General features: G+C 65.9%; 16 protein-coding genes. 11 read left to right on the plus strand and 5 right to left on the minus strand.

Going from position 1 to position 23,357, the window contains the following annotated elements:
• Positions 1-26 precede the first annotated feature (26 nt).
• On the plus strand, positions 27-758 hold the full coding sequence (locus tag AC3WOH_RS14565; protein ID WP_492230020.1) for a pentapeptide repeat-containing protein: 732 nt from the start codon (positions 27-29) through the stop codon (positions 756-758).
• A gap of 23 nt (positions 759-781) precedes the next feature.
• Here AC3WOH_RS14565 and AC3WOH_RS14570 read toward each other — a convergent pair whose 3' ends face one another.
• Complete coding sequence (locus tag AC3WOH_RS14570; RefSeq protein ID WP_492230021.1) at positions 782-1,267, minus strand: hypothetical protein; 486 nt, start codon at positions 1,265-1,267, stop codon at positions 782-784.
• Between the two features lie 31 nt (positions 1,268-1,298).
• Positions 1,299-2,366, minus strand: a complete 1,068-nt coding sequence (locus tag AC3WOH_RS14575; RefSeq protein ID WP_492230022.1) for an AI-2E family transporter — start codon at positions 2,364-2,366, stop codon at positions 1,299-1,301.
• A gap of 247 nt (positions 2,367-2,613) precedes the next feature.
• Here AC3WOH_RS14575 and AC3WOH_RS14580 point away from each other — a divergent pair, with 247 nt between their 5' ends.
• From AC3WOH_RS14580 to AC3WOH_RS14600, 5 genes are all read left to right on the plus strand, one after another.
• On the plus strand, positions 2,614-5,493 hold the full coding sequence (locus AC3WOH_RS14580; protein WP_492230023.1) for a 2-oxoglutarate dehydrogenase E1 component: 2,880 nt from the start codon (positions 2,614-2,616) through the stop codon (positions 5,491-5,493).
• Between the two features lie 51 nt (positions 5,494-5,544).
• Positions 5,545-6,813 (plus strand): 2-oxoglutarate dehydrogenase complex dihydrolipoyllysine-residue succinyltransferase, encoded by a 1,269-nt coding sequence (odhB, locus tag AC3WOH_RS14585; protein WP_492230024.1) that lies wholly within the window; start codon positions 5,545-5,547, stop codon positions 6,811-6,813.
• 94 nt (positions 6,814-6,907) lie between these two features.
• Positions 6,908-8,335 (plus strand): dihydrolipoyl dehydrogenase, encoded by a 1,428-nt coding sequence (lpdA, locus tag AC3WOH_RS14590; protein ID WP_492230025.1) that lies wholly within the window; start codon positions 6,908-6,910, stop codon positions 8,333-8,335.
• Positions 8,336-8,434: 99 nt separating this feature from the next.
• Positions 8,435-9,532, plus strand: a complete 1,098-nt coding sequence (gene zapE, locus AC3WOH_RS14595) for a cell division protein ZapE (protein ID WP_492230026.1) — start codon at positions 8,435-8,437, stop codon at positions 9,530-9,532.
• Complete coding sequence (locus AC3WOH_RS14600) at positions 9,529-10,242, plus strand: hypothetical protein (RefSeq protein ID WP_492230027.1); 714 nt, start codon at positions 9,529-9,531, stop codon at positions 10,240-10,242. Before zapE ends, AC3WOH_RS14600 begins: the two co-directional genes overlap by 4 nt.
• A 73-nt stretch (positions 10,243-10,315) precedes the next feature.
• Here AC3WOH_RS14600 and AC3WOH_RS14605 read toward each other — a convergent pair whose 3' ends face one another.
• Complete coding sequence (locus AC3WOH_RS14605) at positions 10,316-11,176, minus strand: PP2C family protein-serine/threonine phosphatase (protein WP_492230028.1); 861 nt, start codon at positions 11,174-11,176, stop codon at positions 10,316-10,318.
• Between the two features lie 190 nt (positions 11,177-11,366).
• Here AC3WOH_RS14605 and yoaA point away from each other — a divergent pair, with 190 nt between their 5' ends.
• A complete protein-coding gene (yoaA, locus tag AC3WOH_RS14610; protein WP_492230029.1) occupies positions 11,367-13,403 on the plus strand; it encodes a DNA repair helicase YoaA in 2,037 nt (678 codons plus the stop codon).
• Between the two features lie 19 nt (positions 13,404-13,422).
• Here yoaA and AC3WOH_RS14615 read toward each other — a convergent pair whose 3' ends face one another.
• Positions 13,423-14,220: an outer membrane protein assembly factor BamD gene (locus AC3WOH_RS14615; RefSeq protein WP_492230030.1), complete on the minus strand. Its 798-nt coding sequence runs from the start codon at positions 14,218-14,220 to the stop codon at positions 13,423-13,425.
• A gap of 187 nt (positions 14,221-14,407) precedes the next feature.
• Between AC3WOH_RS14615 and dnaE the strand changes: the two genes are divergently transcribed.
• The 4 genes from dnaE (at position 14,408) to phbB (ending at position 22,062) form a co-directional block, all read left to right on the plus strand.
• Positions 14,408-17,962, plus strand: a complete 3,555-nt coding sequence (dnaE, locus tag AC3WOH_RS14620) for a DNA polymerase III subunit alpha (RefSeq protein WP_492230031.1) — start codon at positions 14,408-14,410, stop codon at positions 17,960-17,962.
• A gap of 337 nt (positions 17,963-18,299) precedes the next feature.
• Entirely contained in the window at positions 18,300-18,668 is a 369-nt protein-coding gene (gene clpS, locus AC3WOH_RS14625; RefSeq protein ID WP_035203675.1) for an ATP-dependent Clp protease adapter ClpS, read from the plus strand.
• 57 nt (positions 18,669-18,725) lie between these two features.
• Positions 18,726-21,074, plus strand: a complete 2,349-nt coding sequence (gene clpA, locus AC3WOH_RS14630) for an ATP-dependent Clp protease ATP-binding subunit ClpA (protein WP_184856090.1) — start codon at positions 18,726-18,728, stop codon at positions 21,072-21,074.
• A gap of 250 nt (positions 21,075-21,324) precedes the next feature.
• Positions 21,325-22,062: an acetoacetyl-CoA reductase gene (gene phbB, locus AC3WOH_RS14635; RefSeq protein WP_184856088.1), complete on the plus strand. Its 738-nt coding sequence runs from the start codon at positions 21,325-21,327 to the stop codon at positions 22,060-22,062.
• A 104-nt stretch (positions 22,063-22,166) separates the two neighbouring features.
• Here phbB and AC3WOH_RS14640 read toward each other — a convergent pair whose 3' ends face one another.
• Positions 22,167-23,321 carry an ABC transporter substrate-binding protein gene (locus AC3WOH_RS14640; RefSeq protein ID WP_492230032.1) on the minus strand — a complete coding sequence of 385 codons (1,155 nt, stop codon included), beginning with the start codon at positions 23,319-23,321 and terminating at the stop codon, positions 22,167-22,169.
• Positions 23,322-23,357: the final 36 nt, after the last annotated feature.

Consider the following 23,357-nt stretch of genomic DNA (forward strand, 5'->3'; position numbering starts at 1 on the left):
CTGCCTTTCTGATTTCGGGTGCTGCCATGACCGCCTCCTACGCCTGCTCTTCATCCGCTGCTGCCGCGCCCGCGGTGGTTCCCATCACCGGCCAGACCCTGTCGCGGGCCGATGTGCTGGCTCTGCTCGAACAGCGCGGGCCGGGCCCGCTGCACTTCGAGCAGTGCGATTTCGAGGGGGCCGACCTGTCGCGGCTTGCACTGCGCGGCGCGCAGTTCACCGACTGCATGCTGGCCGAGGCCTCGTTCGAGAGGGCCGATCTGGCCGACAGCTGCTGGCTGGGCTGCCGCGCCGGGCAGGCCAATTTCCAGCTGGCCGACCTGACCGATGCACGCTGGTACCGCTGCGACCTGAACAACACCAGCTGGGTGCGCAGCAAGCTCGGCTCTGCGGTGTTCGCCGAAGTCAAGCTCACCGGGGCCAGCTTTCGCGAGGCGCACACCCTGGGCCTGGGCTTTCACGACTCGCTGCTCGTGGGGGCCGATCTGCGTGGCATGTCGTTCAGAAAGCAGACCATCGGCCAGCTCGACATGGGCGACGCCGACCTGGGCGGCTGCGATTTCCGCGATGCGGTGTTCGAGGGTGGCAGCCTGCGCGATGCCAACCTCAAGAACGCGCGCTTCGATGGCGCGGACCTGCGCGCCGTGGACCTGGCGGGGCTGCGCATCGCCCACGTGGCGCAGTTCTTCAAGGGAGCGGTCATCTCGCAAGACCAGGCCGCAGCGCTGGTGAGTGAGCTGGGGGTGCGGGTGATGTGAGGTCGCCCCGTCTGGTGCGGGCTTCAGGGAATGGAACCTGCGACGTACTTCAGGCAGAGCATGGGATTTCTCGCCAATGTCTTCATCGAGCCGCAACTGCTCTGGATGAGGGCGGACGCGGGAATGTAGTTCTCTTCCGGATCCAGTGCCATGAACGTGGCGAATTGCTCCTTCATGAATTCGGAGAGGCTTTTTGGCCCTGCGCGCCTGGTGATGATGGCGTCGATCTCATGCAGCTGCGCCGATTCTTCCCTGGATCCATTGGGCAGCACCCGTCCATCGACCGTCAGCGGGTAAATCTCCCCGGTCAGGGTGCGCTTCACTTTCAGTGTGGTGAGGCCGTCCTTGCAGGGGCGCTGTATCCAGATTTCGACCGAGCCGCCGTCCGAATACACCCCGCCACCCTGGTAGGTCGTATGGCCATTGCAGTTGGGCGTCTGCCCAAATGCCAGACCGCTGGCAAACCAAGCCCCTGCAATCAGAAAAACGGCATTGCGAGCGACTGCCAATGCGGTACCTCACGCGGCTTGTCGGTTCCGGTCAGCTTTGGTCGCGATGGATCTGATCCGGCTCTGGCGAGAACAGGTCCCAGGTCGCCATGAACAGCGCCGCGATCACCGGGCCGATGACAAAGCCCGTGAGGCCGAACAGACCCAGCCCGCCCAGGGTGGAGATCAGCACCACATAGTCGGGCATTTTCGTGTCCTTGCCGACCAGGATGGGGCGCAGGATGTTGTCCACCAGGCCGATCACGAAGATGCCATAGGCGATCAGCACCACCCCCTGCCAGATGGCGCCGGTGGCCAGGAAGTAGATGGCGACGGGCACCCAGATCAGGCCCGCGCCCACGGCAGGCAGCAGCGACAGGAAGGCCATCAGAACGCCCCAGAGCACGGGGCCCTGGATGCCCAGGATCCAGAAGATCAGCCCGCCCAGGGCGCCCTGGGAGGCGGCCACCACGATGTTGCCCTTGACGGTGGCGCGGATCACGGTGGTGAACTTGCTCACCAGTTGGCGCTTGTGGCCTTCTTCCAGGGGGATGGCGCGGCCGATGCGGGCCGCCAGTGCGGCGCCATCGCGCAGCAGGAAGAACAGCAGGTACAGCATGATGCCGAAGCCCACGAGGAATTCGAGCGTGTTCTGGCCGATGTTGACGGCCTGCGTGGCCACGAACTGGCTGGCCTGCACGGCCACGGACGAGAGCTTGGCCTGGATCTGGGCGATGGAGGTCAGGTCGAACCGGTCGAGCAGGTTCACGGCCCACTGGGGCAGGGCGGCGATCACCTGCTGGAAGTACAGGCCGAAATTGAGCTGCCCCGAGCGCGTGCGCTCATAGATCGCCGTGGCCTCCTGGACCAGCGAGAGGGTGAGGAAGACCAGCGGCAGGATCACGACCACCAGGCACAGCCCCAGCGTGATCAGGGCCGCGAGGTTGACCCGGGGGCGCACGCGGCGCAGCACCTTGCGGTGCAGGGGGGCGAACAGGATGGCGAGCACCATGCCCCAGAACACGGCGCCGTGGAATTCCCAGAGGATGGCACCGAAGGCCACGGTGACCAGCACCAGTAGCAGCAGGAAAGTCTTGTCTTGGAGTGTGTTGGAGCTCATTGAAACCCGTTGCAGCAAAACGCCGTGTACCCGCAATGTACGCGAGGCGCAACAGCGCCCTCCATTTCCATGGAGCACCGATACATATGCCGCCGCTTTTTGGCCTGGATGCAGATCAGTGGCACAATGCAGCCCGTACCAAGGCCCTTCCCCAGCCACAGTCGCATCCGCCAATCGGTTCAGCCGTGTCGCGGAAGGTTTACCAACCAGCTAATGCTTTCCCAAGGAAAGCGGAGGTCAGCGGAATATGAGCGATACGCCATCTGTCTACCAAGCCTACCAAGGCAACACCTACCTCTTCGGCGGCAACGCGCCCTATGTCGAAGAGATGTACGAGAACTACCTCGCCAACCCCGGCAGCGTGCCTGACACCTGGCGCGAGTACTTCGACGCACTGCAGCATGTGCCTGCCGTCGACGGCTCCAATGCCAAGGACGTTCCCCACCTCCCCGTCATCAATGCCTTTGCCGAGCGTGCCAAGCAGGGCGGCACCAAGGTCGTCGTGGCCACGGGTGCAGACTCCGAGCTGGGCCGCAAGCGCACCGCCGTCCAGCAGCTGATCGCCGCCTACCGCAACGTGGGCCAGCGCTGGGCCGACCTCGATCCCTTGAAGCGCACCGAGCGCCCCGCGATCCCTGAACTGGAGCCATCCTTCTACGGCTTCAGCGATTCCGACCAGGAAGTCGTGTTCAACACCAGCAACACGTTCTTCGGCAAGGAATCCATGCCGCTGCGCGAGCTGATCAACGCGCTGCGCGAAACCTACTGCAGCTCCATCGGTGCCGAGTACATGTACGCCACCGACCAGAACCAGAAGCGCTGGTGGCAGGAAAAGCTGGAAACCATCCGCAGCAAGCCCAATTTCGGCGGCGACAAGAAGCGCCAGATCCTGGACCGACTGACGGCCGCCGAAGGCCTGGAGCGCTTCCTGCACACCAAGTACGTCGGCCAGAAGCGTTTCTCCCTCGAAGGGGGTGAGAGCTTCATCGCCGCCATGGACGAGCTGATCCAGTCCGCCGGCGCCAAGGGCGTGCAGGAAATCGTGATCGGCATGGCCCACCGCGGCCGCCTGAACGTGCTGGTGAACTCGCTGGGCAAGATGCCTGCCGACCTGTTCGCCGAGTTCGACCACACCGCCCCTGAAGACCTGCCATCGGGCGACGTGAAGTACCACCAGGGCTTCAGCTCCGACGTGACCACCCCTGGCGGCCCGGTCCACCTGTCGCTGGCGTTCAACCCGTCGCACCTGGAAATCGTGAACCCCGTGGTCGAAGGCTCGGTGCGCGCGCGCATGGACCGCCGCGCCGACCCCCTGGGCAAGCAGGTGCTGCCCGTGCTGGTGCACGGCGACGCGGCCTTTGCCGGCCAGGGCGTGAACCAGGAAACCCTGGCGCTGGCCCAGACCCGTGGCTATTCCACGGGCGGCACGGTGCACATCATCATCAACAACCAGATCGGTTTCACCACCTCCGATCCGCGCGACGCACGTTCCACGCTGTACTGCACCGACATCGTGAAGATGGTCGAGTCGCCCGTGCTGCACGTCAACGGCGACGATCCCGAAGCCGTGGTGCTGGCCACCCAGCTCGCCCTCGAGTTCCGCATGGAATTCCAGAAGGACGTGGTCGTGGACATCATCTGCTTCCGCAAGCTGGGCCACAACGAGCAGGACACGCCAGCCCTGACCCAGCCGCTGATGTACAAGAAGATCGGCCAGCACCCCGGCACGCGCAAGCTGTATGCCGACAAGCTGGCCACGCAAGGCCTGGGCGAGACCCTGGGCGACGACATGGTCAAGGCCTACCGCGCCGCCATGGACGCGGGCAAGCACACGGTCGATCCGGTGCTGACCAACTTCAAGAGCAAGTACGCGGTGGACTGGAGCCCGTTCCTGGGCAAGAAGTGGACCGATGCCGGTGACACGGCGATCCCGCTGGCCGAGTGGAAGCGCCTGGCCGAGAAGATCACCACCATCCCCGAAAGCGTGACGCCGCACCAGCTGGTCAAGAAGGTGTACGACGACCGCGCCGCCATGGGCCGTGGCGACACGCCCGTGGACTGGGGCATGGGCGAGCACATGGCGTTTGCCTCGCTGGTGGCCAGCGGCTTCCCTGTGCGCCTGTCGGGCGAGGACTGCGGCCGTGGCACGTTCACGCACCGCCATGCCGTGATCCACGACCAGAAGCGCGAGAAGTGGGACATCGGCACCTACGTGCCGCTGCAGAACGTGAGCGAGAACCAGGCTCCGTTCGTCGTGATCGACTCCATCCTGTCCGAAGAAGCCGTGCTGGGCTTCGAGTACGGCTACGCCTCGAACGACCCCAACACCCTGGTGATCTGGGAAGCCCAGTTCGGCGACTTCGCCAACGGCGCGCAGGTCGTGATCGACCAGTTCATCGCCTCGGGTGAAGTCAAGTGGGGCCGTGTCAACGGCATCACGCTGATGCTGCCGCACGGCTACGAAGGCCAGGGCCCCGAGCACAGCTCGGCCCGCCTGGAGCGCTTCATGCAGCTGGCCGCCGACGCCAACATGCAGGTGGTGCAGCCCACCACGGCCAGCCAGATCTTCCACATTCTGCGCCGCCAGATGGTGCGTGATCTGCGCAAGCCGCTGATCATCATGACGCCCAAGTCGCTGCTGCGCAACAAGGACGCCACCTCGCCGTTGTCCGAGTTCACCAAGGGCAACTTCCAGACGGTGATCCCGGAGCAGGACGAAGCCATCGTGAAGAAGGCCGCCAAGGTCAAGCGCGTGATCGCCTGCTCGGGCAAGGTGTACTACGACCTGGTCAAGAAGCGCACCGAGCGCGAGGACGACGACGTCGCCATCATCCGCGTCGAGCAGCTCTACCCCTTCCCGCACAAGGCCTTCGCAGCCGAGCTCAAGCGCTTCCCCAACGCCACGGACATCGTGTGGTGCCAGGACGAGCCACAGAACCAGGGCGCCTGGTTCTTCATCCAGCACAACATCCACGAGAACATGCTCGATGGTCAGAAGCTGGGCTATGCCGGCCGTGCCGCTTCCGCGTCGCCAGCCGTGGGCTATGCCCACCTGCACCAGGAACAGCAAAAGGCCCTGGTGGATGCCGCTTTCGCCAAGCTCAAGGGTTTTGTCCTGACCAAGTAAGGCCAGCTACCCGAACGTACACAGAACAGAACCCTACTGAAAGAATTCAAAATGGCTATCGTAGAAGTCAAAGTCCCCCAGCTGTCCGAGTCCGTGGCCGAAGCCACCATGCTCACCTGGAAGAAAAAGGCCGGCGAAGCGGTCGCAGTGGACGAGATCCTGATCGAAATCGAAACCGACAAGGTCGTGCTCGAAGTGCCCGCTCCCTCGGCTGGCGTGCTCGCCGAAATCATCCAGGGCGACGGCGCCACCGTGGTGGCCGACCAGCTCATCGCCAAGATCGACACCGAAGGCAAGGCCGGTGCTGCGGCTCCCGCTGCCGCTCCTGCGGCGGTCGCACCGGCACCCGCCGCTGCAGCAGCTGCGCCTGCCGCCGCCGGTGGTTCCAAGGGCGATGTCGCCATGCCCGCCGCTGCCAAGCTGCTGGCCGACAACAACCTGTCCGTCTCGGCCGTGGCCGGCACGGGCAAGGATGGCCGCGTGACCAAGGGCGACGTGCTGTCGGCCGTGGCCGGTGGTGCCAAGGCGGCCGTGGCGGCCCCGAGCAGCATCCCCACGGGCGTGCCCACCAAGGCGCTGCCCCAGGTGTCCGCCCCAGCTGCCAAGGAAGACCTGAGCGGCCGTCCCGAGCAGCGCGTGCCCATGAGCCGCCTGCGCGCCCGCGTGGCAGAGCGCCTGCTGCAGTCGCAATCGACCAACGCCATCCTGACCACGTTCAACGAAGTGAACATGGCCCCGGTGATGGACCTGCGCAAGAAGTTCCAGGACAGCTTCACCAAGGAACACGGCACCAAGCTGGGCTTCATGTCCTTCTTCGTCAAGGCCGCCGTGCACGCCCTGAAGAAGTACCCCGTGCTGAACGCCTCGGTCGATGGCAATGACATCGTCTACCACGGTTACTTCGACATCGGTATCGCCGTGGGCTCGCCCCGTGGCCTGGTGGTGCCCATCCTGCGCAACGCCGACCAGATGAGCTTCGCCGACATCGAGAAGAAGATCGCCGAATTCGGCAAGAAGGCGGCCGAAGGCAAGCTGGGCATCGAAGAGATGACCGGCGGCACCTTCTCCATCAGCAACGGCGGCACCTTCGGCTCCATGCTGTCCACGCCCATCATCAACCCGCCACAGTCGGCCATCCTGGGCGTGCACGCCACCAAGGACCGCGCCGTGGTGGAGAACGGCCAGATCGTGATCCGCCCGATGAACTACCTGGCCATGTCCTATGACCACCGCATCATCGACGGCCGCGAAGCCGTGCTGGGCCTGGTGGCCATGAAGGAAGCGCTGGAAGATCCATCGCGCCTGCTGTTCGACATCTAAAAGTACGCGAAATGACCCACCCGCGTGGCCGGCCCCAGGCCAGGCCCGCCGGTGGGTCTTTTTTCCAATGAACGATTGAGTGAGTGAGACCGACATGAGCAAACAATTCGACGTGATCGTCATCGGCGGCGGCCCCGGCGGCTATGTGGCTGCCATCCGCGCAGCGCAGCTGGGCTTCAACGTGGCCTGCATCGACGAGTGGAAGAACGACAAGGGCGGCCCCGCACCGGGCGGCACCTGCACCAACGTGGGCTGCATCCCCTCCAAGGCGCTGCTGCAATCGTCCGAGCATTACGAGCACGCCAACAAGCACTTTGCCGAGCACGGCATTTCTGCCAGCGACGTGAAGATCGATGTGGCCAAGATGCTGGCGCGCAAGGACACCGTCGTGAAGCAGAACAACGACGGCATCCTGTACCTGTTCAAGAAGAACAAGATCAGCTTCTTCCACGGCCGTGGCTCGTTCGTGAAGGCGGCCGAAGGCGGCTACGAGATCAAGGTGGCTGGTGCCGCCGAAGAGAGCATCACCGGCAAGCAGATCATCATCGCCACCGGCTCCAACGCCCGTGCGCTGCCCGGCACGCCGTTCGACGAAGAGTTCGTGCTGTCCAACGACGGCGCGCTGCGCGTGGGCGCGGTGCCCAAGAAGCTGGGCCTGATCGGCTCGGGCGTGATCGGCCTGGAAATGGGCTCGGTGTGGCGCCGCCTGGGTGCCGAAGTCACCATCCTCGAAGGTCTGCCGACCTTCCTGGGCGCGGTGGACGAGCAGATCGCCAAGGAAGCCAAGAAGGCCTTCGACAAGCAGGGCCTGAAGATCGAGCTGGGCGTGAAGGTCGGCGAGATCAAGACCGGCAAGAAGGGCGTGAGCATCGCCTACACCAATGCCAAGGGCGAAGCCCAGTCGCTGGACGTGGACAAGCTCATCGTCTCCATCGGCCGCGTGCCCAACACCATCGGCCTGAACCCCGAAGCCGTGGGCCTGGCCCTGGACGAGCGTGGCGCCATCGTGGTCGACGGCGACTGCAAGACCAACCTTCCCGGCGTGTGGGCCGTGGGTGACGTGGTGCGCGGCCCGATGCTGGCGCACAAGGCCGAGGAAGAAGGCGTTGCCGTGGCCGAGCGCATTGCCGGCCAGCATGGCCACGTGAACTTCAACACCGTGCCCTGGGTCATCTACACCAGCCCCGAGATCGCCTGGGTGGGCCGCACCGAGCAGCAGCTCAAGGCCGACGGCGTGAAGTACAAGGCCGGCAGCTTCCCCTTCCTGGCCAACGGCCGCGCACGCGCGCTGGGCGACACGACCGGCATGGTCAAGATGCTGGCCGATGCCGAGACCGACGAAATCCTGGGCGTGCACATCGTGGGCCCGCAGGCCAGCGAGCTGATCGCCGAGGCCGTGGTCGCCATGGAGTTCAAGGCCAGCAGCGAAGACATCGCGCGCATCTGCCACGCCCACCCCAGCCTGAGCGAAGCCACCAAGGAAGCGGCCCTGGCCGTGGACAAGCGCACGCTGAACTTCTGATGATCTGATCTCCACCCCGTGGAGATGGATGGCGCCGTCGCCCTGAGAAGGGCGGCGGCGCCTTGTGCATTGTTCAATCCCAGCAGAGGCGAGCGCACCGTGACTGTCAAACAGGCCTACCTGGCCGAACTCGAGGCCAAGGGCTTCCAAAGCGACCCCGCGCAACTGCGCGCCGTGGATGCGCTGCAGCGCTGCGCCGACGAGTGGGCGACCTACAAGGAGCGGCGCTCCAACGCCTTCAAGAAGCTCATCAACCACCCCGACATCCCGCGCGGCGTCTACATGTACGGCGGGGTGGGGCGGGGCAAGAGCTTCCTCATGGAATGCTTCTTCAATGCCGTGCCCTTGAAGCGCAAGGTCCGGCTGCACTTCCACGAGTTCATGCGCGAGGTGCACCGCGAGCTGGCGGCCCTGCAGGGCACGCAGAACCCGCTCGATGTGCTGGGCGAGCGCATCTCCAAGCGCTACAAGCTCATCTGCTTCGACGAATTCCACGTGGCAGACATCACCGACGCGATGATCCTGCACCGCCTGCTGGTCTCGCTGTTCGAGAACGGCGTGGGTTTCGTCACCACCTCCAACTTCATGCCCGACGAGCTGTACCCGGGTGGCCTGCACCGCGACCGCATCCTGCCGGCCATTGCGCTGCTCAACGAACGCCTGGAGGTGGTGAACGTGGACAACGGCACCGACTACCGGCGCCGCACCATGGAGCAGGTCAAGCTCTACCACACGCCCCTGGGCCCCGAGGCCGACGCCGAGATGAACGAGGCCTTCAACCAGCTGGCCGAAGTGCACGACGAAGACCCGGTGCTGCACATCGAGGCGCGCGAGATCCGCGCCAAGCGCAAGGCCGGCGGGGTGGTATGGTTCGACTTCCGTGAACTGTGCGGCGGGCCGCGTTCGCAGAACGACTACCTGGAGATCGCCACGCAGTTCCACACCGTGCTGCTGTCCGACGTGCCCTACCTGCCGGTGGCCATGGCCTCGCCCGCGCGGCGCTTCACCTGGCTGGTGGATGTGCTGTACGACCGGCGCGTCAAGCTCATCATGTCGGCGGCCGTGCCGCCCGAGGCGTTGTACACGGAAGGCCCCCTGGCACACGAGTTCCCGCGCACGGTGTCGCGCCTGAACGAAATGCAGTCCAAGGAATTCCTGGCGCTCGAGCGCCGTGTGGTGGATACAGGGTTGACATGACGACAAGCAAGACGACGATGCGGCGTTTCCTCTCCATTTCCGCGCTGTGCCTGGCCGTGCAGGCGGGCCTCTTGGCGCCTGCCCTGGCGCAGGACGATGTGCCCCCCGACGCCACCCCCGAGCGCAAGGCGGCCCACGCCCAGCGCAAGGCCGAGCGGGCCCACATCGAGGCGGAGCGCAAGGCCCTTGCCGAGCGCCAGCTGGCCGCCGACAAGGAGTGCTACAAGCTGTTTGCCGTGGAGGACTGCCTGCGCACCTCGCGCAATCGCGCGCGCGAGGCCGAGGCCGGGCTGCGCAAGCGCGAAATGCAGATCAACGATGCCGAGCGCAAGGAAAAAGCCGCCGACCGCCGCCGCAGCATTGCAGAAAAACAGAGTGCCCAGCCCGGCCCCCCGGGGGAGGCTGCAGAGGTCGGGATCGGCGTGCGCGGCCAGCCGCATGTGCAGGCCCCGCGCCCGCCGCGCACCCCCAAGACCCCGGTGGTGCCGACCCCGCGTGCCCAGGACATCCAGCAGCGCGAGGCCGAACAGGCCCAGCGTGCTGCCGAGACCGCCCAGCGCGCCGATCGCGCGCGCGAACGCCACGCCCAGGAGCTGAAGGCCGCCGAGGCGCGCCGCGCCCGTGTGGCCCGCGACCAGGCCGCCGCGGCGGCAGCGGGTCGCAAGCCGGCGGCGCCGCTGCCGGTGCCAGCCCCGGACGCGGCCCGTTAAAGGGAGTCATCTTTGTTCGCCTCGCGCCGCATGCCGGGCCCGAGGTGGCAAGCAAGCGCCTCGTCGCGCGCCGTCAGGCCTTGCTGGTGCTGGCGCCCGCCGCCGCAGCGGGGGCACCACCGGCGGGCACAGGGCGTGCCCCCATGCCCAGGCCCTGCATGGGCTTCTTCTCTTCGACCAGGGCCTCGATCTTCACGATGACCAGCGACAGGTTGTCGCCGCCCCCGCGGGCCCGCGTGCGTGCCTTCTCGATCAGGAACTCGGTCGCCTCGCGCGGTGAGAGCGATTCCACCACCGAGGCCAGCTCGGTGGGCGAAAAGTAGTGCCACACGCCGTCGCTGCAGGCCATGAGCGTATCGCCCGGGTGCAGCTGGGAAATCAAGTGCGTGGTGATGGGTGGGTCGCTCTCGGTGCCCAGGCAGCCCACCAGAATGTTGGAATGGGGGTGGTTGTTGGCCTCGGCCTCGGTCAGCTCGCCACGGTCCACCAGGGCCTGCACATAGGAATGGTCGCTGGTGCGGTGTGTCAGGCGCGCGCCCTGGAAGTGGTAGATGCGCGAGTCGCCTGCATGCACCCAGTGGCAGTCACCGCGCGGATTGATGAGGAAGGCCGCGACGGTGCTGTGCGGCTCCTGCTCGGCCGCGATGGCCGTGAGGCGGATGACGATGTGCGCTTCTTCCACCATGCTCTTGAGCATGGCGGCCGCGTCGTCGGTCTCGGGGGAGTAACGCTCGAACAGCTGGCGCGCCGTCATCATGACCTGGTCGGATGCCTTGCGGCCACCGCTGCGCCCCCCCATGCCATCGGCCACGACGCCCAGCACGCAGCCGTTGTGTCGGGCGTGCGCGATCAGGGCGACCTGGTCTTGCTGGTACTCGCGGTCACCCTTGTGGATGCCGGTGGAGGCGATAAGGCGAAACGCTTTGGTGCTCATGCTGGTGATTGTGGTGTGTCAACGGGCCTGGCTGTCGTTCGAAGGGTCTGATGCGCGTATTATCCGCCCGCCTGTGGCATTTTTGCCATGACTGCCACGCGCCTCCCTTGAAATCAACCCACCCTCTGCTCCCTCGCCACGCCCTTGTGCTGTGCATGGAGCGCTTGCTACACCCCGGGGAGCCTGCCTGATGCCGCTGCCCGAGATGGTGCAGGAGGTGTTCGCACCCGGCGGCCTGCTGGCGCGCGCGGATGCGCAGTTCCGCCCGCGCGAAGGCCAGACCCGCATGGCCGCCGCCGTGGCCCGCACCATGGAGGAGGGCGGTCTGCTCGTGGTCGAGGCCGGCACAGGCGTGGGCAAGACCTTCTCCTACCTGGTTCCGGCCCTGCTCAGCGGCGAACGCGTGCTGCTCTCCACCGCCACCAAGGCCTTGCAGGACCAGCTGTTCGCGCGCGACCTGCCGCTCCTGGCCGATGTGCTGGGCGTACCGGTGCGGGCCGCCTTGCTCAAGGGCCGGGCCAGCTACCTGTGCCTGCACCGCATGGTGCAGGCCCGCCAGGACGGTGCGGTAACAGATCGTAATGTTGCGCGCGTGCTGGCCAAGGTGGAAGCCTGGTCGCACAGCACGCGAAGCGGTGACCTGGCAGAACTCACGGGCCTGGATGAGCGCTCGCCGGTGATTCCCCTGGTGACCTCCACGCGCGAGAACTGCCTGGGCGCAAGCTGCCCGCGCGCGCGAGAATGCCATGTGAACATCGCCCGGCGCGAGGCGCTGGCGGCCGATATCGTGGTGATCAACCACCACCTCTTCTTTGCCGACATGGCGGTGCGCGAATCCGGCGTGGCCGAACTGTTGCCCACGGTGCGCGTAGTGGTCTTCGACGAAGCCCACCAGATCAGCGAGACCGGCGTGCAGTTCCTGGGCCTGCAGCTGTCTTCGGGCCAGTTGCTCGACTTTGCGCGCGACCTGCTCGCCGCCGGCCTGCACCATGCCCGGGGCCTGGCCGACTGGGTGACCCTGGCCGGCCGGGTGGAGCAGGCCGTGGGTGAGCTGCGTGCGGCTGGCGGCAGCGCCCAGGGCAAGCACGGCTGGACCGGGGCCGCCCCCGAGGGCGCACAGGCCGACGCCTGGGACGCCGCGCTGCGCCTGCTTGTCACCGCCTGCGCCCAGGCACAGGAGACGCTCGACCAGCTGAGCGAGACCGCCCCCGATCTGGAACGCCTCTACGAGCGCAGCACCGAACTGCTGGCCCGCCTGGGCCACTTTGCGGGCGATTGCAGCCAGGAGGCGGTGCGCTGGATCGATCTGGGCGGCAGCAACCAGGTGCGCCTGGTGGAATCGCCGCTGGACATCGCGCACGCCATGCGCACCCGCCTGCTCACCCAGCCCGCACAGAGCGTGCGCGATGACGAGTGGCCCGATCCCGAGGGCGAACGCGGCCGTGCCTGGATCTTCACCTCGGCCACCCTGGGCGCCGACGAGGGCCTGACCTGGTTCGTGGAGCGCTGTGGCCTGGAGGGCGCCGAGATCCTGCGCGTGGACAGCCCTTTCGACTACGCCACGCAGGCCGCGCTGTACGTGCCGCGCTACCTGCCCAAGCCGGCGGACCCGGCCCACAGCGCCGCCATCGCCCGCCTGGCCGGCGACGCTGCGGCGCGCATCGGCGGGCGCACCCTGGTGCTCACCACCACGCTCAGGGCCCTGAACACCATCGGAGACCTGCTGCACCAGCGCTTTGGTGGCGGCCAGGACCTCGCGGTGCTGGTGCAGGGCGAGTGGCCCAAGCGCCGCCTCATGGAGCGCTTTCGCGAAGGCAGCGCGCACGGCGGGGCAGGTTGCATCCTGGTGGCCTCGGCCACGTTCTGGGAGGGGTTCGACGTGCCGGGGGATGCGCTGCAGCTGGTCATCATCGACAAGCTGCCGTTCCCGCCGCCGGGCGATCCGCTGGTCGAGGCACGCAGCCAGCGCATCGAGGAAGCGGGGGGCAGCTCGTTCCAGCAGTATTCGGTGCCCGAGGCGGCCGTGGCGCTCAAGCAGGGGGCCGGTCGGCTGATACGGCGCGAATCAGACCGGGGGGTGCTGGTGGTCGGCGACACGCGCCTGGCCACCATGGGCTATGGCAAGCGGCTGCTGCGGGCCCTGCCGCCCATGCGGCGCCTGGAAACCCCGGAAGATTTCGAGGCCGCGCTGGACGATCTGCGGGCAGCGCGTTCAGACCCGGGCTGAGCGGGTCGTCAGATGCTGCTTACCAGAACTTCCACCACGGATCCGACTTGCCCTTGAAGCCGGTGCGCGTGTATTCGCTTTGCGGGTACGAGGCATCCATCACGCGGCGGGTGTCGTCGCGCAGCTGGGTCATGCCCAGGGCGTCGTAGGACTGCAGCAGGATGTATAGCGCCTCTTCGACCGCCGGCACGCCCTGGTAGTCGGCCACGGCCACCTGGGCGCGGCTGATGGCGGCCACGTAGGCGCCGCGCTGGTAGTAGTAGCGTGCCACGTGCACTTCGTACTGCGCCAGCGAGTTCACGATGTAGGTCATGCGCTGGCGCGCGTCCTGCGCGTAACGCGAGTCAGGGAAGCGCGTGGTCAGTTCGCTGAACGATTCGAAGGAGTCCTTGGCGGCCTTTTGGTCGCGCTCGGACAGGTCCTGGCGCGACAGCCAGGAGAACATGCCCAGGTTGTCGTTGAAGTTGACCAGGCCCTTGAGGTACAGGGCGTAGTCCAGCGCGGGGCTGGCGGGGTGCAGCTTCATGAAGCGGTCCAGCGTGGCCACGGCCTGGGCCTTTTCGCCCGCCTTGTAGTGGGCGTAGGCCTTGTCCAGCTGGGCCTGCTGGGCCAGCGGCGTGCCGGCGGCACGGCCCTCGAGTTTCTCGAACAGCGGCACGGCCTTGTCGTAGCCGCCGGAGTTCATTTCGTCCTTGGCTTCGGAGTAGATGCGGTTCGGGCTCCAGTTGGCGGTCTTGTCTTCCGTGGTGGTCGAGCACCCGGCGAGAACGCCTGCAGCCAGCAGGGCGGAGATAAACGGCAGTGGGGCACGAAGCATCGCAAGCAGCTTTCAGGCAAAAAAGAAACGGAATGTTCCCGGGAACCTGCAGCGCGCGGCAACCCTGCCGCGCCCATTCCCGGTGGGTCACCCAACAGGGCATTGTACCGGCGGCATCCGGGCCTGGAATCTCCCTGTCGCAAACGTTTCGGTTACGGGATGCACCGGGCTTTCTACAATGGAGCCCATGTTTGTCCACCTGCGCCTGCACACCGAATTTTCCGTCGTCGACGGGACCACCCGCATCGATGAAGTCGTCAAGGCCGCTGCCGGCGACGGCCAGCCCGCCCTGGCCATCACCGACCTCAACAACCTCTTTGGCGCCATCAAGTTCTACAAGGAAGGCCGCGGCAAAGGCGTCAAGCCCCTGCTCGGGGCCGAGATCTACCTGGAGGGCGAGGGCACGGCCCCGCCCTCGCGCATGATCGTGCTGGTGCAGAACCGCCAGGGCTACCTGAACGTGTCAGAACTGCTGGCCCGTGCCTGGACGCGCAACATCGTCAAGAACCTCGCCGTCTGCACCTGGGAATGGCTGCAGGAGCTGTCCGAAGGGCTGATCGTGCTCTCGGGCGCCCAGGCCGGCCCCGTGGGCCAGGCCCTGGTCAAGGGCGATGATGCCGGCGCCGCCAGCCTGGCGCTGCGCCTGGCGGGGATCTTCCCGCACCGCTTCTACATCGAGCTGCAGCGCGCCGGTCGCCCCGACGACGAGGCCCATGTGGTGGCCGCGGCCCAGTTGGCCGCGCGCCTGCACCTGCCCGTGGTGGCCACCCACCCGGTGCAGTTCCTGGAGGACGAGGGCTACGAGGCGCACGAGGCGCGCGTGTGCATCGCCGAGGGCGAGATCCTGGCCAACCCGCGCCGCGTGCGCCGCTTCACGCGCGAGCAGTACTTCAAGTCCTCCGCCCAGATGCAGGCGCTGTTCGCCGACATCCCGTCGGCGATTGCCAACACGGTCGAGATCGCCCAGCGCTGCAACCTCACGCTGGTGCTGGGCAAGCCGCAGTTGCCGGACTTCCCCACGCCGGGCGGCATACCGATCGACGAGCATTTCCGCAACGAGTCCTTCGCAGGGCTGGAAGAACGTCTCAAGCTGCTGTTTCCGAAAGAAGCCGACCGGGAGGCCCAGCGCCAGCGTTATGTGGACCGGCTGGAGTTCGAGATCGGCACCATCCTCAAGATGGGCTTTCCGGGCTACTTCCTCATCGTGGGCGACTTCATCCAGTGGGCCAAGGAAAACGGCTGCCCCGTGGGGCCGGGCCGGGGGTCGGGTGCCGGCTCGCTGGTGGCCTATGCGCTCAAGATCACCGACCTCGATCCGCTCGAATACAACCTGCTGTTCGAGCGCTTCCTGAACCCGGAGCGGGTGTCCATGCCCGACTTCGACATCGACTTCTGCCAGTCCAACCGCGACCGCGTGATCGACTACGTGAAGGACAAGTACGGCAAGAACGCCGTGAGCCAGATCGCCACCTTCGGGACGCTGGCGGCCAAGGCCGCCATCCGCGACGTGGGCCGCGTGATGGACATGAGCTACACCTTCTGCGACGGCATCTCCAAGCTCGTGCCCGGCAAGCCCGGCATGTCCTACACCCTGCAGTATCCGCCCGAGACCAAGAAGGACGGCGACAAGAACAACTACGCGCTGGAGCTCGAGCCCATGCTCTATGAGCGCGTGCGCAAGGAAGAGGACGTCAAGACCGTCATCGAGATGGCGCAGAAGCTCGAGGGCATGACGCGCAACATCGGCATGCATGCCGGGGGCGTGCTGATCGCCCCGGGCAAGCTCACCGACTTCTGTCCGCTGTACCAGCAGCCCGGCAGCGAATCGGCCGTGAGCCAGTACGACAAGGACGACGTGGAGGCCATCGGCCTGGTGAAGTTCGACTTCTTGGGCCTGGCCACGCTGACCATCCTGGAGATCGCGCGCGAGTTCATCATGAAGCGCCACAAGGGGCAGGAGAACTTCGCGTTCGAGGCCATCCCGCTGGACGACGGGCCCACCTACAAGCTGTTCTCCGACGGCAAGACCGAAGCCGTGTTCCAGTTTGAAAGCCGCGGCATGCAGGGCATGCTGCGCGAGGCGCGCCCGAGCCGGCTGGAGGACCTGATCGCCCTGAACGCGCTGTACCGCCCGGGCCCCATGGACCTGATCCCCAGCTTCGTGAACCGCAAGCACGGCAAGGAAGTGGTGGAGTATCCGCACCCGCTGGTGGAGAAGGTGCTGGCCGAAACCTACGGCATCATGGTGTACCAGGAGCAGGTGATGCAGACCGCCCAGGTGCTGGGCGGCTACAGCCTGGGCGGCGCCGACATGCTGCGCCGTGCCATGGGCAAGAAGAAGGCCGAGGAGATGGCCGAGCACCGCCTGATCTTCCGCGCCGGTGCCGCCAAGCAGGACATCAGCGAGGATAAGGCTGACGAGGTGTTCGACCTGATGGAGAAGTTCGCGGGCTACGGCTTCAACAAGTCGCACGCCGCCGCCTACTCGCTGCTGGCCTACCACACGGGCTGGCTCAAGGTGCACTACACGGCCGAGTTCTTCTGCGCCAACATGACCGTGGAAATGGACGACACCGACAAGCTCAAGGTGCTGTTCGAGGACGCGCGCAAGAACTTCGGCATGACCTTCGAGCTTCCCGACGTGAACCGCGGCATGTACCGCTTCGAGCCGGTGACGGACAAGGTCATCCGCTATGGCCTGGGGGCCGTCAAGGGCGGAGGGCAGGCGGCCATTGAGGCCATCGTGGCCGCGCGCGAAGGCCGCGGCGAGGGCCCTAACGGCTCCACCAAGGGCCCGTTCAAGAGCCTGTTCGACTTCTGCCTGCGCGTGGACCGCGCGCGCATGAACAAGCGCACGGTGGAGGCCCTCATCAAGGCCGGCGCCTTCGATTCGCTCAACCTCAACCGCGCCTCGCTGCTGGCCTCCATCGACCGGGCCTTCGACTTCGCAGCGGCCTCGCTGGCCAACGTCAACCAGGGTGGCCTGTTCGACATGATGGGCGACGACGCCCATGGATCGAGCACGCAGGAGCCCGACCTGGTGGATGTGACGCCCTGGGGCATCAAGGAGCGCCTCACGCTGGAGAAGACGGCCGTGGGCTTCTACCTCTCGGGCCACCTGTTCGACGAGGTGGCCGTGGAGGTGCGCCGCTTCGTGCGCACGCAGATCGACGAGCTCATCGACAGCCGCGAACCGCAGATCCTGGCCGGCATCATCAGCGACCTGCGGGTGATCAACGGCCAGCGCGGCAAGCTGGCGCTGTTCAAGATCGACGACAAGTCGGCCGTGATCGAGGCCTCGGCCGACGAGGCGCTGATCAACACCTACAAAAACCAGCTCAAGGACGACGAGTTCGTGGTGATGATGGGCCGCCTGCAGCTCGACCACTTCAGCGGCGGCCTGCGCGTCAAGGTGCAGCAGGTCTGGGACCTGGCCGGCGCGCGTGCGCGCTTTGGCAAGTACCTGCATGTGGTGGTCAACGACAAGGCACCCGAAGTGCAGAAACTGCTGCGCGAGTTCCCGCCACGCCGCGAAGAGGCGCCCGAGGGCGATCTGCTGCACGGCCTGCGCGTGCGCATGGGGCTGCGCTGCACCGGCACGGCCCAGGGGGCCGCCAGCAGTGCCACGGCCGTCGCCGAGATCCAGCTGTCCGACAGCAGCCGCTTCTACCCCAGCGATGCCGCGCTGGCCGCCTGGAGCGCCCAGGTCGGCGCTGGTTCCGCCACGGTCGTTTATGAATGAAGCACCCCCTGAGTTGCTACGCGCCTTCCCCCCTCTCTCGACTCGCTGCGCGAGTCGGGAGGGGGACGCCCCCAGCGCAAGCGCTGGACACGCCGCCTTCGCGGCGGGGCGGCCCTTGCGCGGGGGGCGCTGGCCTAGGTCGCGCCAGTTTCAAAGGTTGCGGAGGATGGGCAATGCAGCTCCGAGATGGCACACAGCCCCATCGCTGCATATGCCTGCGCCGACCGTTTCGCAGGTCTGGATATGGCCTGGCAGGAATATTGCTGAGGGTGGCCTTGAAAAAAAACGGACCAACATCAGATTTCTCCTGCGGCAGCGGTACGCGCGGGTCGCTAGAATGAAATTCATGGCAACAAAACCACCTTCTCCCAAAGCCGCGCCGCCTGTCACCAGGCCTGCGCGGGATGACGGCGGTTCGGTCGTGCTGGAAAGACGCACGCAAAAGACCCAGCCCCCCCAGATGTACCAGGTGGTCATGCTCAATGACGACTACACGCCCATGGAGTTCGTCATCGTGGTGCTGCAGGAGTTCTTCAGCAAGGACCGGGAGCAGGCGACCCAGATCATGCTCAAGATCCACCTTGACGGCAAAGGCGTCTGCGGCGTGTATTCGCGGGACGTGGCCGCCACCAAGGTCGAACAGGTGCTCGACGCGGCCCTCAAGGCCGGGCACCCGCTGCAATGTGTCAGTGAGCCTGTTGAATAACAGGTCTTTGATCCCGATCTACAGTTATCCCTTCCACGCAAGCACAAAGGAGTTCACATGATTGCCCAGGAACTGGAAGTCAGCTTGCACATGGCCTTTGTTGAGGCCCGCCAGCAGCGCCACGAATTCATCACCGTGGAGCATCTGCTGCTTGCACTGCTCGATAACCCCAGCGCAGCGGAGGTGCTGCGCGCCTGCTCGGCCAACATCGATGACCTGCGGTCGTCGCTGTCGAATTTCATCAAGGACAACACCCCCCAGGTCGCCGGCACCGACGAGGTGGACACGCAGCCCACGCTGGGTTTCCAGCGCGTGATCCAGCGCGCCATCATGCACGTGCAGTCCACCGGCAACGGCAAGAAGGAAGTCACCGGCGCCAACGTGCTCGTGGCCATCTTCGGCGAGAAGGACTCGCATGCCGTGTACTACCTGCACCAGCAGGGCGTGACGCGCCTGGACGTGGTCAACTTCATCGCCCACGGCATCAAGAAGGGCGAGCCGCCGGAACCCGCCAAGGCCGAGAACCAGGCCGAGGGCGAGGAGGGCGGGTCTGCCGAGCGCAACGAGAAGGCCTCGCCGCTCGAGCAGTTCACGCAGAACCTCAACCAGGCCGCCAAGGATGGCAAGATCGATCCGCTGATCGGGCGCAACTACGAGGTGGAGCGCACCATCCAGATCCTGTGCCGCCGCCGCAAGAACAACCCGCTGCTGGTGGGCGAAGCCGGCGTGGGCAAGACCGCGATCGCCGAGGGCCTGGCCTGGCGCATCACGCAGAACGACGTGCCCGAGATCCTGGCCGAGGCCGTGGTGTACTCGCTCGACATGGGTGCGCTGCTGGCCGGCACCAAGTACCGCGGTGATTTCGAGCAGCGCCTGAAGGGCGTGCTCAAGTCGCTCAAGGACAAGCCCAACGCCATCCTCTTCATCGACGAGATCCACACCCTGATCGGTGCGGGCGCAGCCTCGGGCGGCACGCTCGATGCATCCAACCTCTTGAAGCCGGCGCTCTCCAGCGGCCAGCTCAAGTGCATCGGCGCGACCACCTTCACGGAGTACCGCGGCATCTTCGAAAAGGACGCTGCGCTGTCGCGCCGCTTCCAGAAGGTGGATGTGGTCGAGCCCACCGTGGCCGAGACCATCGACATCCTCAAGGGCCTGAAGTCGCGCTTCGAGGAGCACCACAGTGTGAAGTACGCCACGGCCGCACTGCAGGCCGCGGCCGAGCTCAGCGCCAAGTACATCAATGACCGCCATCTGCCCGACAAGGCGATCGACGTCATCGACGAAGCCGGTGCCGCCCAGCGCATCATGGTGCCGAGCAAGCGCAAGAAGACCATCGGCAAGGCCGAGATCGAAGAGATCGTGGCCAAGATCGCGCGCATTCCGCCGGCCAACGTCTCCAACGACGACCGCAGCAAGCTGCAGACGCTGGAGCGTGACTTGAAGAGCGTGGTGTTCGGCCAGGACAAGGCCCTGGAAGTGCTGGCCAGCTCGGTCAAGATGGCACGTTCGGGCCTGGGCAAGGGCGACAAGCCGATCGGCTCGTTCCTGTTCAGCGGCCCCACGGGCGTGGGCAAGACCGAGGCCGCCAAGCAGCTGGCCTACATCATGGGCATCGAGCTCTTGCGCTTCGACATGTCGGAGTACATGGAGCGCCATGCCGTGAGCCGCCTGATCGGTGCGCCTCCGGGCTATGTCGGCTTTGACCAGGGTGGCCTGTTGACCGAAGCCATCACGAAGAAGCCGCACGCGGTGCTGCTGCTCGACGAGATCGAGAAGGCCCACCCGGACATCTTCAACGTGCTGCTGCAGGTCATGGACCATGGCACGCTGACGGACAACAACGGCCGCAAGGCCGACTTCCGCAACGTCCTGATCATCATGACGACCAACGCTGGCGCCGAGACCATGAACAAGGCGACGATCGGCTTCACCAACCCGCGCCAGGCGGGCGACGAGATGGGCGACATCAAGCGCCTGTTCACGCCCGAGTTCCGCAACCGGCTGGATGCCATCGTCAACTTCAAGGCACTGGACGAGCAGATCATCCTGCGCGTGGTGGACAAGTTCCTGCTGCAGCTGGAAACGCAACTGGCCGAGAAGAAGGTGGAAGTCACCTTCACCGACACGCTGCGCAAGCACCTGGCCAAGAAGGGCTTCGATCCGCTGATGGGTGCTCGCCCGATGCAGCGCCTGATCCAGGACACCATCCGCCGTGCGCTGGCCGACGAACTGCTGTTCGGCCGGCTCACCGAAGGTGGCCGCCTCACGGTGGACATCGAGATGAAGGCCGACGAGAAGGGCGTGGAGCAGCCGGAAGTGCTGCTGGACATCCAGCCCCTGCCGAAGAAGGACCGCACCGCCAAGTCGGAGCCTGCGGAACCCGAAGAGGCCACCGCCGATTGAGCGAGCCACTGGCTCCATGCCAAAAGCCCACAGCACCCGCTGTGGGCTTTTTTCATGGCGCGTGCGCCTGGCCGTGCCCTGCCGGAACACGCCGCCCTGAGTGCACCGTTGCGCAGGCAACACGTCAGGCTATCACACGCTTTGTTGCATCAAAAAGAAAGCCCGCTCAGTGTTTTCCTTCAGGATTGCGCCATGTTTCTTGGGTAGAGTGGCATGGAGCGCATCACATCAATGAAGAAGGAGTAATTACATGAGCCAGAAAGTCGCGTACGTCACCGGGGGCATGGGGGGCATCGGAACGGCTATCTGCCAGCGCCTGCACAAAGAGGGTTTCAAGGTCATTGCGGGCTGCGGCCCGACGCGCGACCACGCCAAGTGGCTGGCCGAGCAAAAGGCCCTGGGCTATACGTTCTACGCGTCCGTGGGCAATGTGGGCGACTGGGACTCCACCGTCGAGGCCTTCAGCAAGTCCAAGGCCGAGCACGGCAGCATCGACGTGCTGGTGAACAACGCCGGCATCACGCGCGACCGCATGTTCCTCAAGATGTCGCGTGAGGACTGGGACGCCGTGATCGAGACCAACCTCAACAGCATGTTCAACGTCACCAAACAGGTGGTCGCCGACATGGTCGAAAAGGGCTGGGGCCGCATCGTCAACATCAGTAGCGTAAACGGTGAAAAAGGCCAGGCCGGCCAGACCAACTACTCGGCCGCCAAGGCCGGCATGCACGGCTTCTCGATGGCCCTGGCCCAGGAACTGGCCACCAAGGGCGTCACGGTGAACACCGTGAGCCCGGGCTACATCGGCACCGACATGGTCAAGGCCATCCGCCCCGACGTGCTCGAGAAGATCGTCGCCACCGTGCCCGTCAAGCGCCTGGGCGAACCCAGCGAAATCGCCTCCATCATCGCCTGGCTGGCGTCGGAAGAGGGCGGCTACGCCACCGGTGCGGACTTCTCGGTCAACGGCGGCCTGCACATGGGCTGATGCCTCGGCGGAGTCATCTGCCGACCAACAAAAAAACCCGCCAAGGCGGGTTTTTTCATTTCTGATCAAAGAGGTACCGACGCCAGAAGCGCTTTGTTCAGGCCTCAGCCCACGAACTTGCCGTTGGAGCCCATGATGCCCAGATCGATGAATTTCGACCCCACAAAGGGCGTACCGCCTGCGAAGTCCACCAGGAAGCCGCCCATGTCGTTGTTGCGCATGCCGGCCAGCGCGCTGCGCAGCTTGGCGCGACTGAGGTCCTTGCCGGCGCGGTCCAGGCCGTCGATCAGCACGCGGGCGTTGACGTAGCCCTCGAAGCTGCGCGCCGAAAACTCCTGCTGGCCAGCAGCGCGCATGGCGCGCTGGTATTCACGCACCAGGGCCACGCTGGTGCGCGTGGCATCGGGCATGACCATCGACACGGCCAGGCCGCCGGCCTTGGCGCCCAGCTGGCGGAGGTTCTCACCGCTGAACGCCACGCTGGTGGCGGCCAGCGGCGTGCTGGCCGAGACCTTGCGGAACTCGTTGACCAGCGCAGCGCTGACGTCGCCGGCCGTGCCCAGCAGCACGGTCATGGGCTTGGCGCCGACGGCCTGCTGCACCACCTGGGCCACCTGCTCGCCCTTGGCGTCGAGCTTGAAGGCCTTGGGCGCGGGCTGGTTGACGGCCTTCAGTGCATTGTTCACATCGGCCAGGAACTCACGGCCGAACACCGTGTCCTGGTAGACCACGGCCAGGTCGGTGATGCCCATGGCAACCAGCTTCTTGGCCAGGCGCTGGGCTTCGTCGGAGTAGCCTGCGCGCACGTGGAAGACCGAGCGGTACTCGGGCTTGCGCAGCGAGGATGCGCCGCTCTGCGGGGCCACGTAGGGAATCTGCGCTTCATCGACCAGCGGCATGATGCGCTGGTTGTTGGGCGTGCCCATGCACGACAGCAGGGCTGCGACATTGCCGTCGGCGATCAGCTTGCGCACATTCTCTTCCGAGCGTGCGGGCTCGTAGCCGTCGTCCAGCGCCAGCAGGCGCAGTTCACGGCCATGCGTGCCACCGCTGCGCGCATTCGCCTGTGCGATGCCGGCATCCAGGCCTTGCTTGAGTTCCTTGCCCAGGCTGGCCAGGGGGCCGGTCATGCCCAGCGAGCAACCGATGGTGACCACCTTGGCGTCGATGGGGTCCTGGGGGCCGGCCCATGCGGCAGGGGCGAGCGAGAGGCCGGTGGCGGTGGCAAGAAGGGACTGGGTGAACTGGCGGCGTTGCATGAGAAAAGTGGCGATGGTCGAAAAGGAGGGCGCTGC

Source organism: Acidovorax sp. FW305-C-20-28 (genome assembly GCF_058783375.1).

What these genes read in the sequence shown, in the direction of transcription:
- AC3WOH_RS14640 (WP_492230032.1), bottom strand. Translation starts at nt 23,321, where the DNA reads ATGCAACGCCGCCAGTTCACCCAGTCCCTTCTTGCCACCGCCACCGGC.
- clpS (WP_035203675.1), top strand. Translation starts at nt 18,300, where the DNA reads ATGAAATTCATGGCAACAAAACCACCTTCTCCCAAAGCCGCGCCGCCT.
- odhB (WP_492230024.1), top strand. Translation starts at nt 5,545, where the DNA reads ATGGCTATCGTAGAAGTCAAAGTCCCCCAGCTGTCCGAGTCCGTGGCC.
- AC3WOH_RS14575 (WP_492230022.1), bottom strand. Translation starts at nt 2,366, where the DNA reads ATGAGCTCCAACACACTCCAAGACAAGACTTTCCTGCTGCTACTGGTG.
- AC3WOH_RS14580 (WP_492230023.1), top strand. Translation starts at nt 2,614, where the DNA reads ATGAGCGATACGCCATCTGTCTACCAAGCCTACCAAGGCAACACCTAC.
- AC3WOH_RS14615 (WP_492230030.1), bottom strand. Translation starts at nt 14,220, where the DNA reads ATGCTTCGTGCCCCACTGCCGTTTATCTCCGCCCTGCTGGCTGCAGGC.
- AC3WOH_RS14565 (WP_492230020.1), top strand. Translation starts at nt 27, where the DNA reads ATGACCGCCTCCTACGCCTGCTCTTCATCCGCTGCTGCCGCGCCCGCG.
- dnaE (WP_492230031.1), top strand. Translation starts at nt 14,408, where the DNA reads ATGTTTGTCCACCTGCGCCTGCACACCGAATTTTCCGTCGTCGACGGG.
- lpdA (WP_492230025.1), top strand. Translation starts at nt 6,908, where the DNA reads ATGAGCAAACAATTCGACGTGATCGTCATCGGCGGCGGCCCCGGCGGC.
- AC3WOH_RS14600 (WP_492230027.1), top strand. Translation starts at nt 9,529, where the DNA reads ATGACGACAAGCAAGACGACGATGCGGCGTTTCCTCTCCATTTCCGCG.
- clpA (WP_184856090.1), top strand. Translation starts at nt 18,726, where the DNA reads ATGATTGCCCAGGAACTGGAAGTCAGCTTGCACATGGCCTTTGTTGAG.
- AC3WOH_RS14605 (WP_492230028.1), bottom strand. Translation starts at nt 11,176, where the DNA reads ATGAGCACCAAAGCGTTTCGCCTTATCGCCTCCACCGGCATCCACAAG.
- yoaA (WP_492230029.1), top strand. Translation starts at nt 11,367, where the DNA reads ATGCCGCTGCCCGAGATGGTGCAGGAGGTGTTCGCACCCGGCGGCCTG.
- phbB (WP_184856088.1), top strand. Translation starts at nt 21,325, where the DNA reads ATGAGCCAGAAAGTCGCGTACGTCACCGGGGGCATGGGGGGCATCGGA.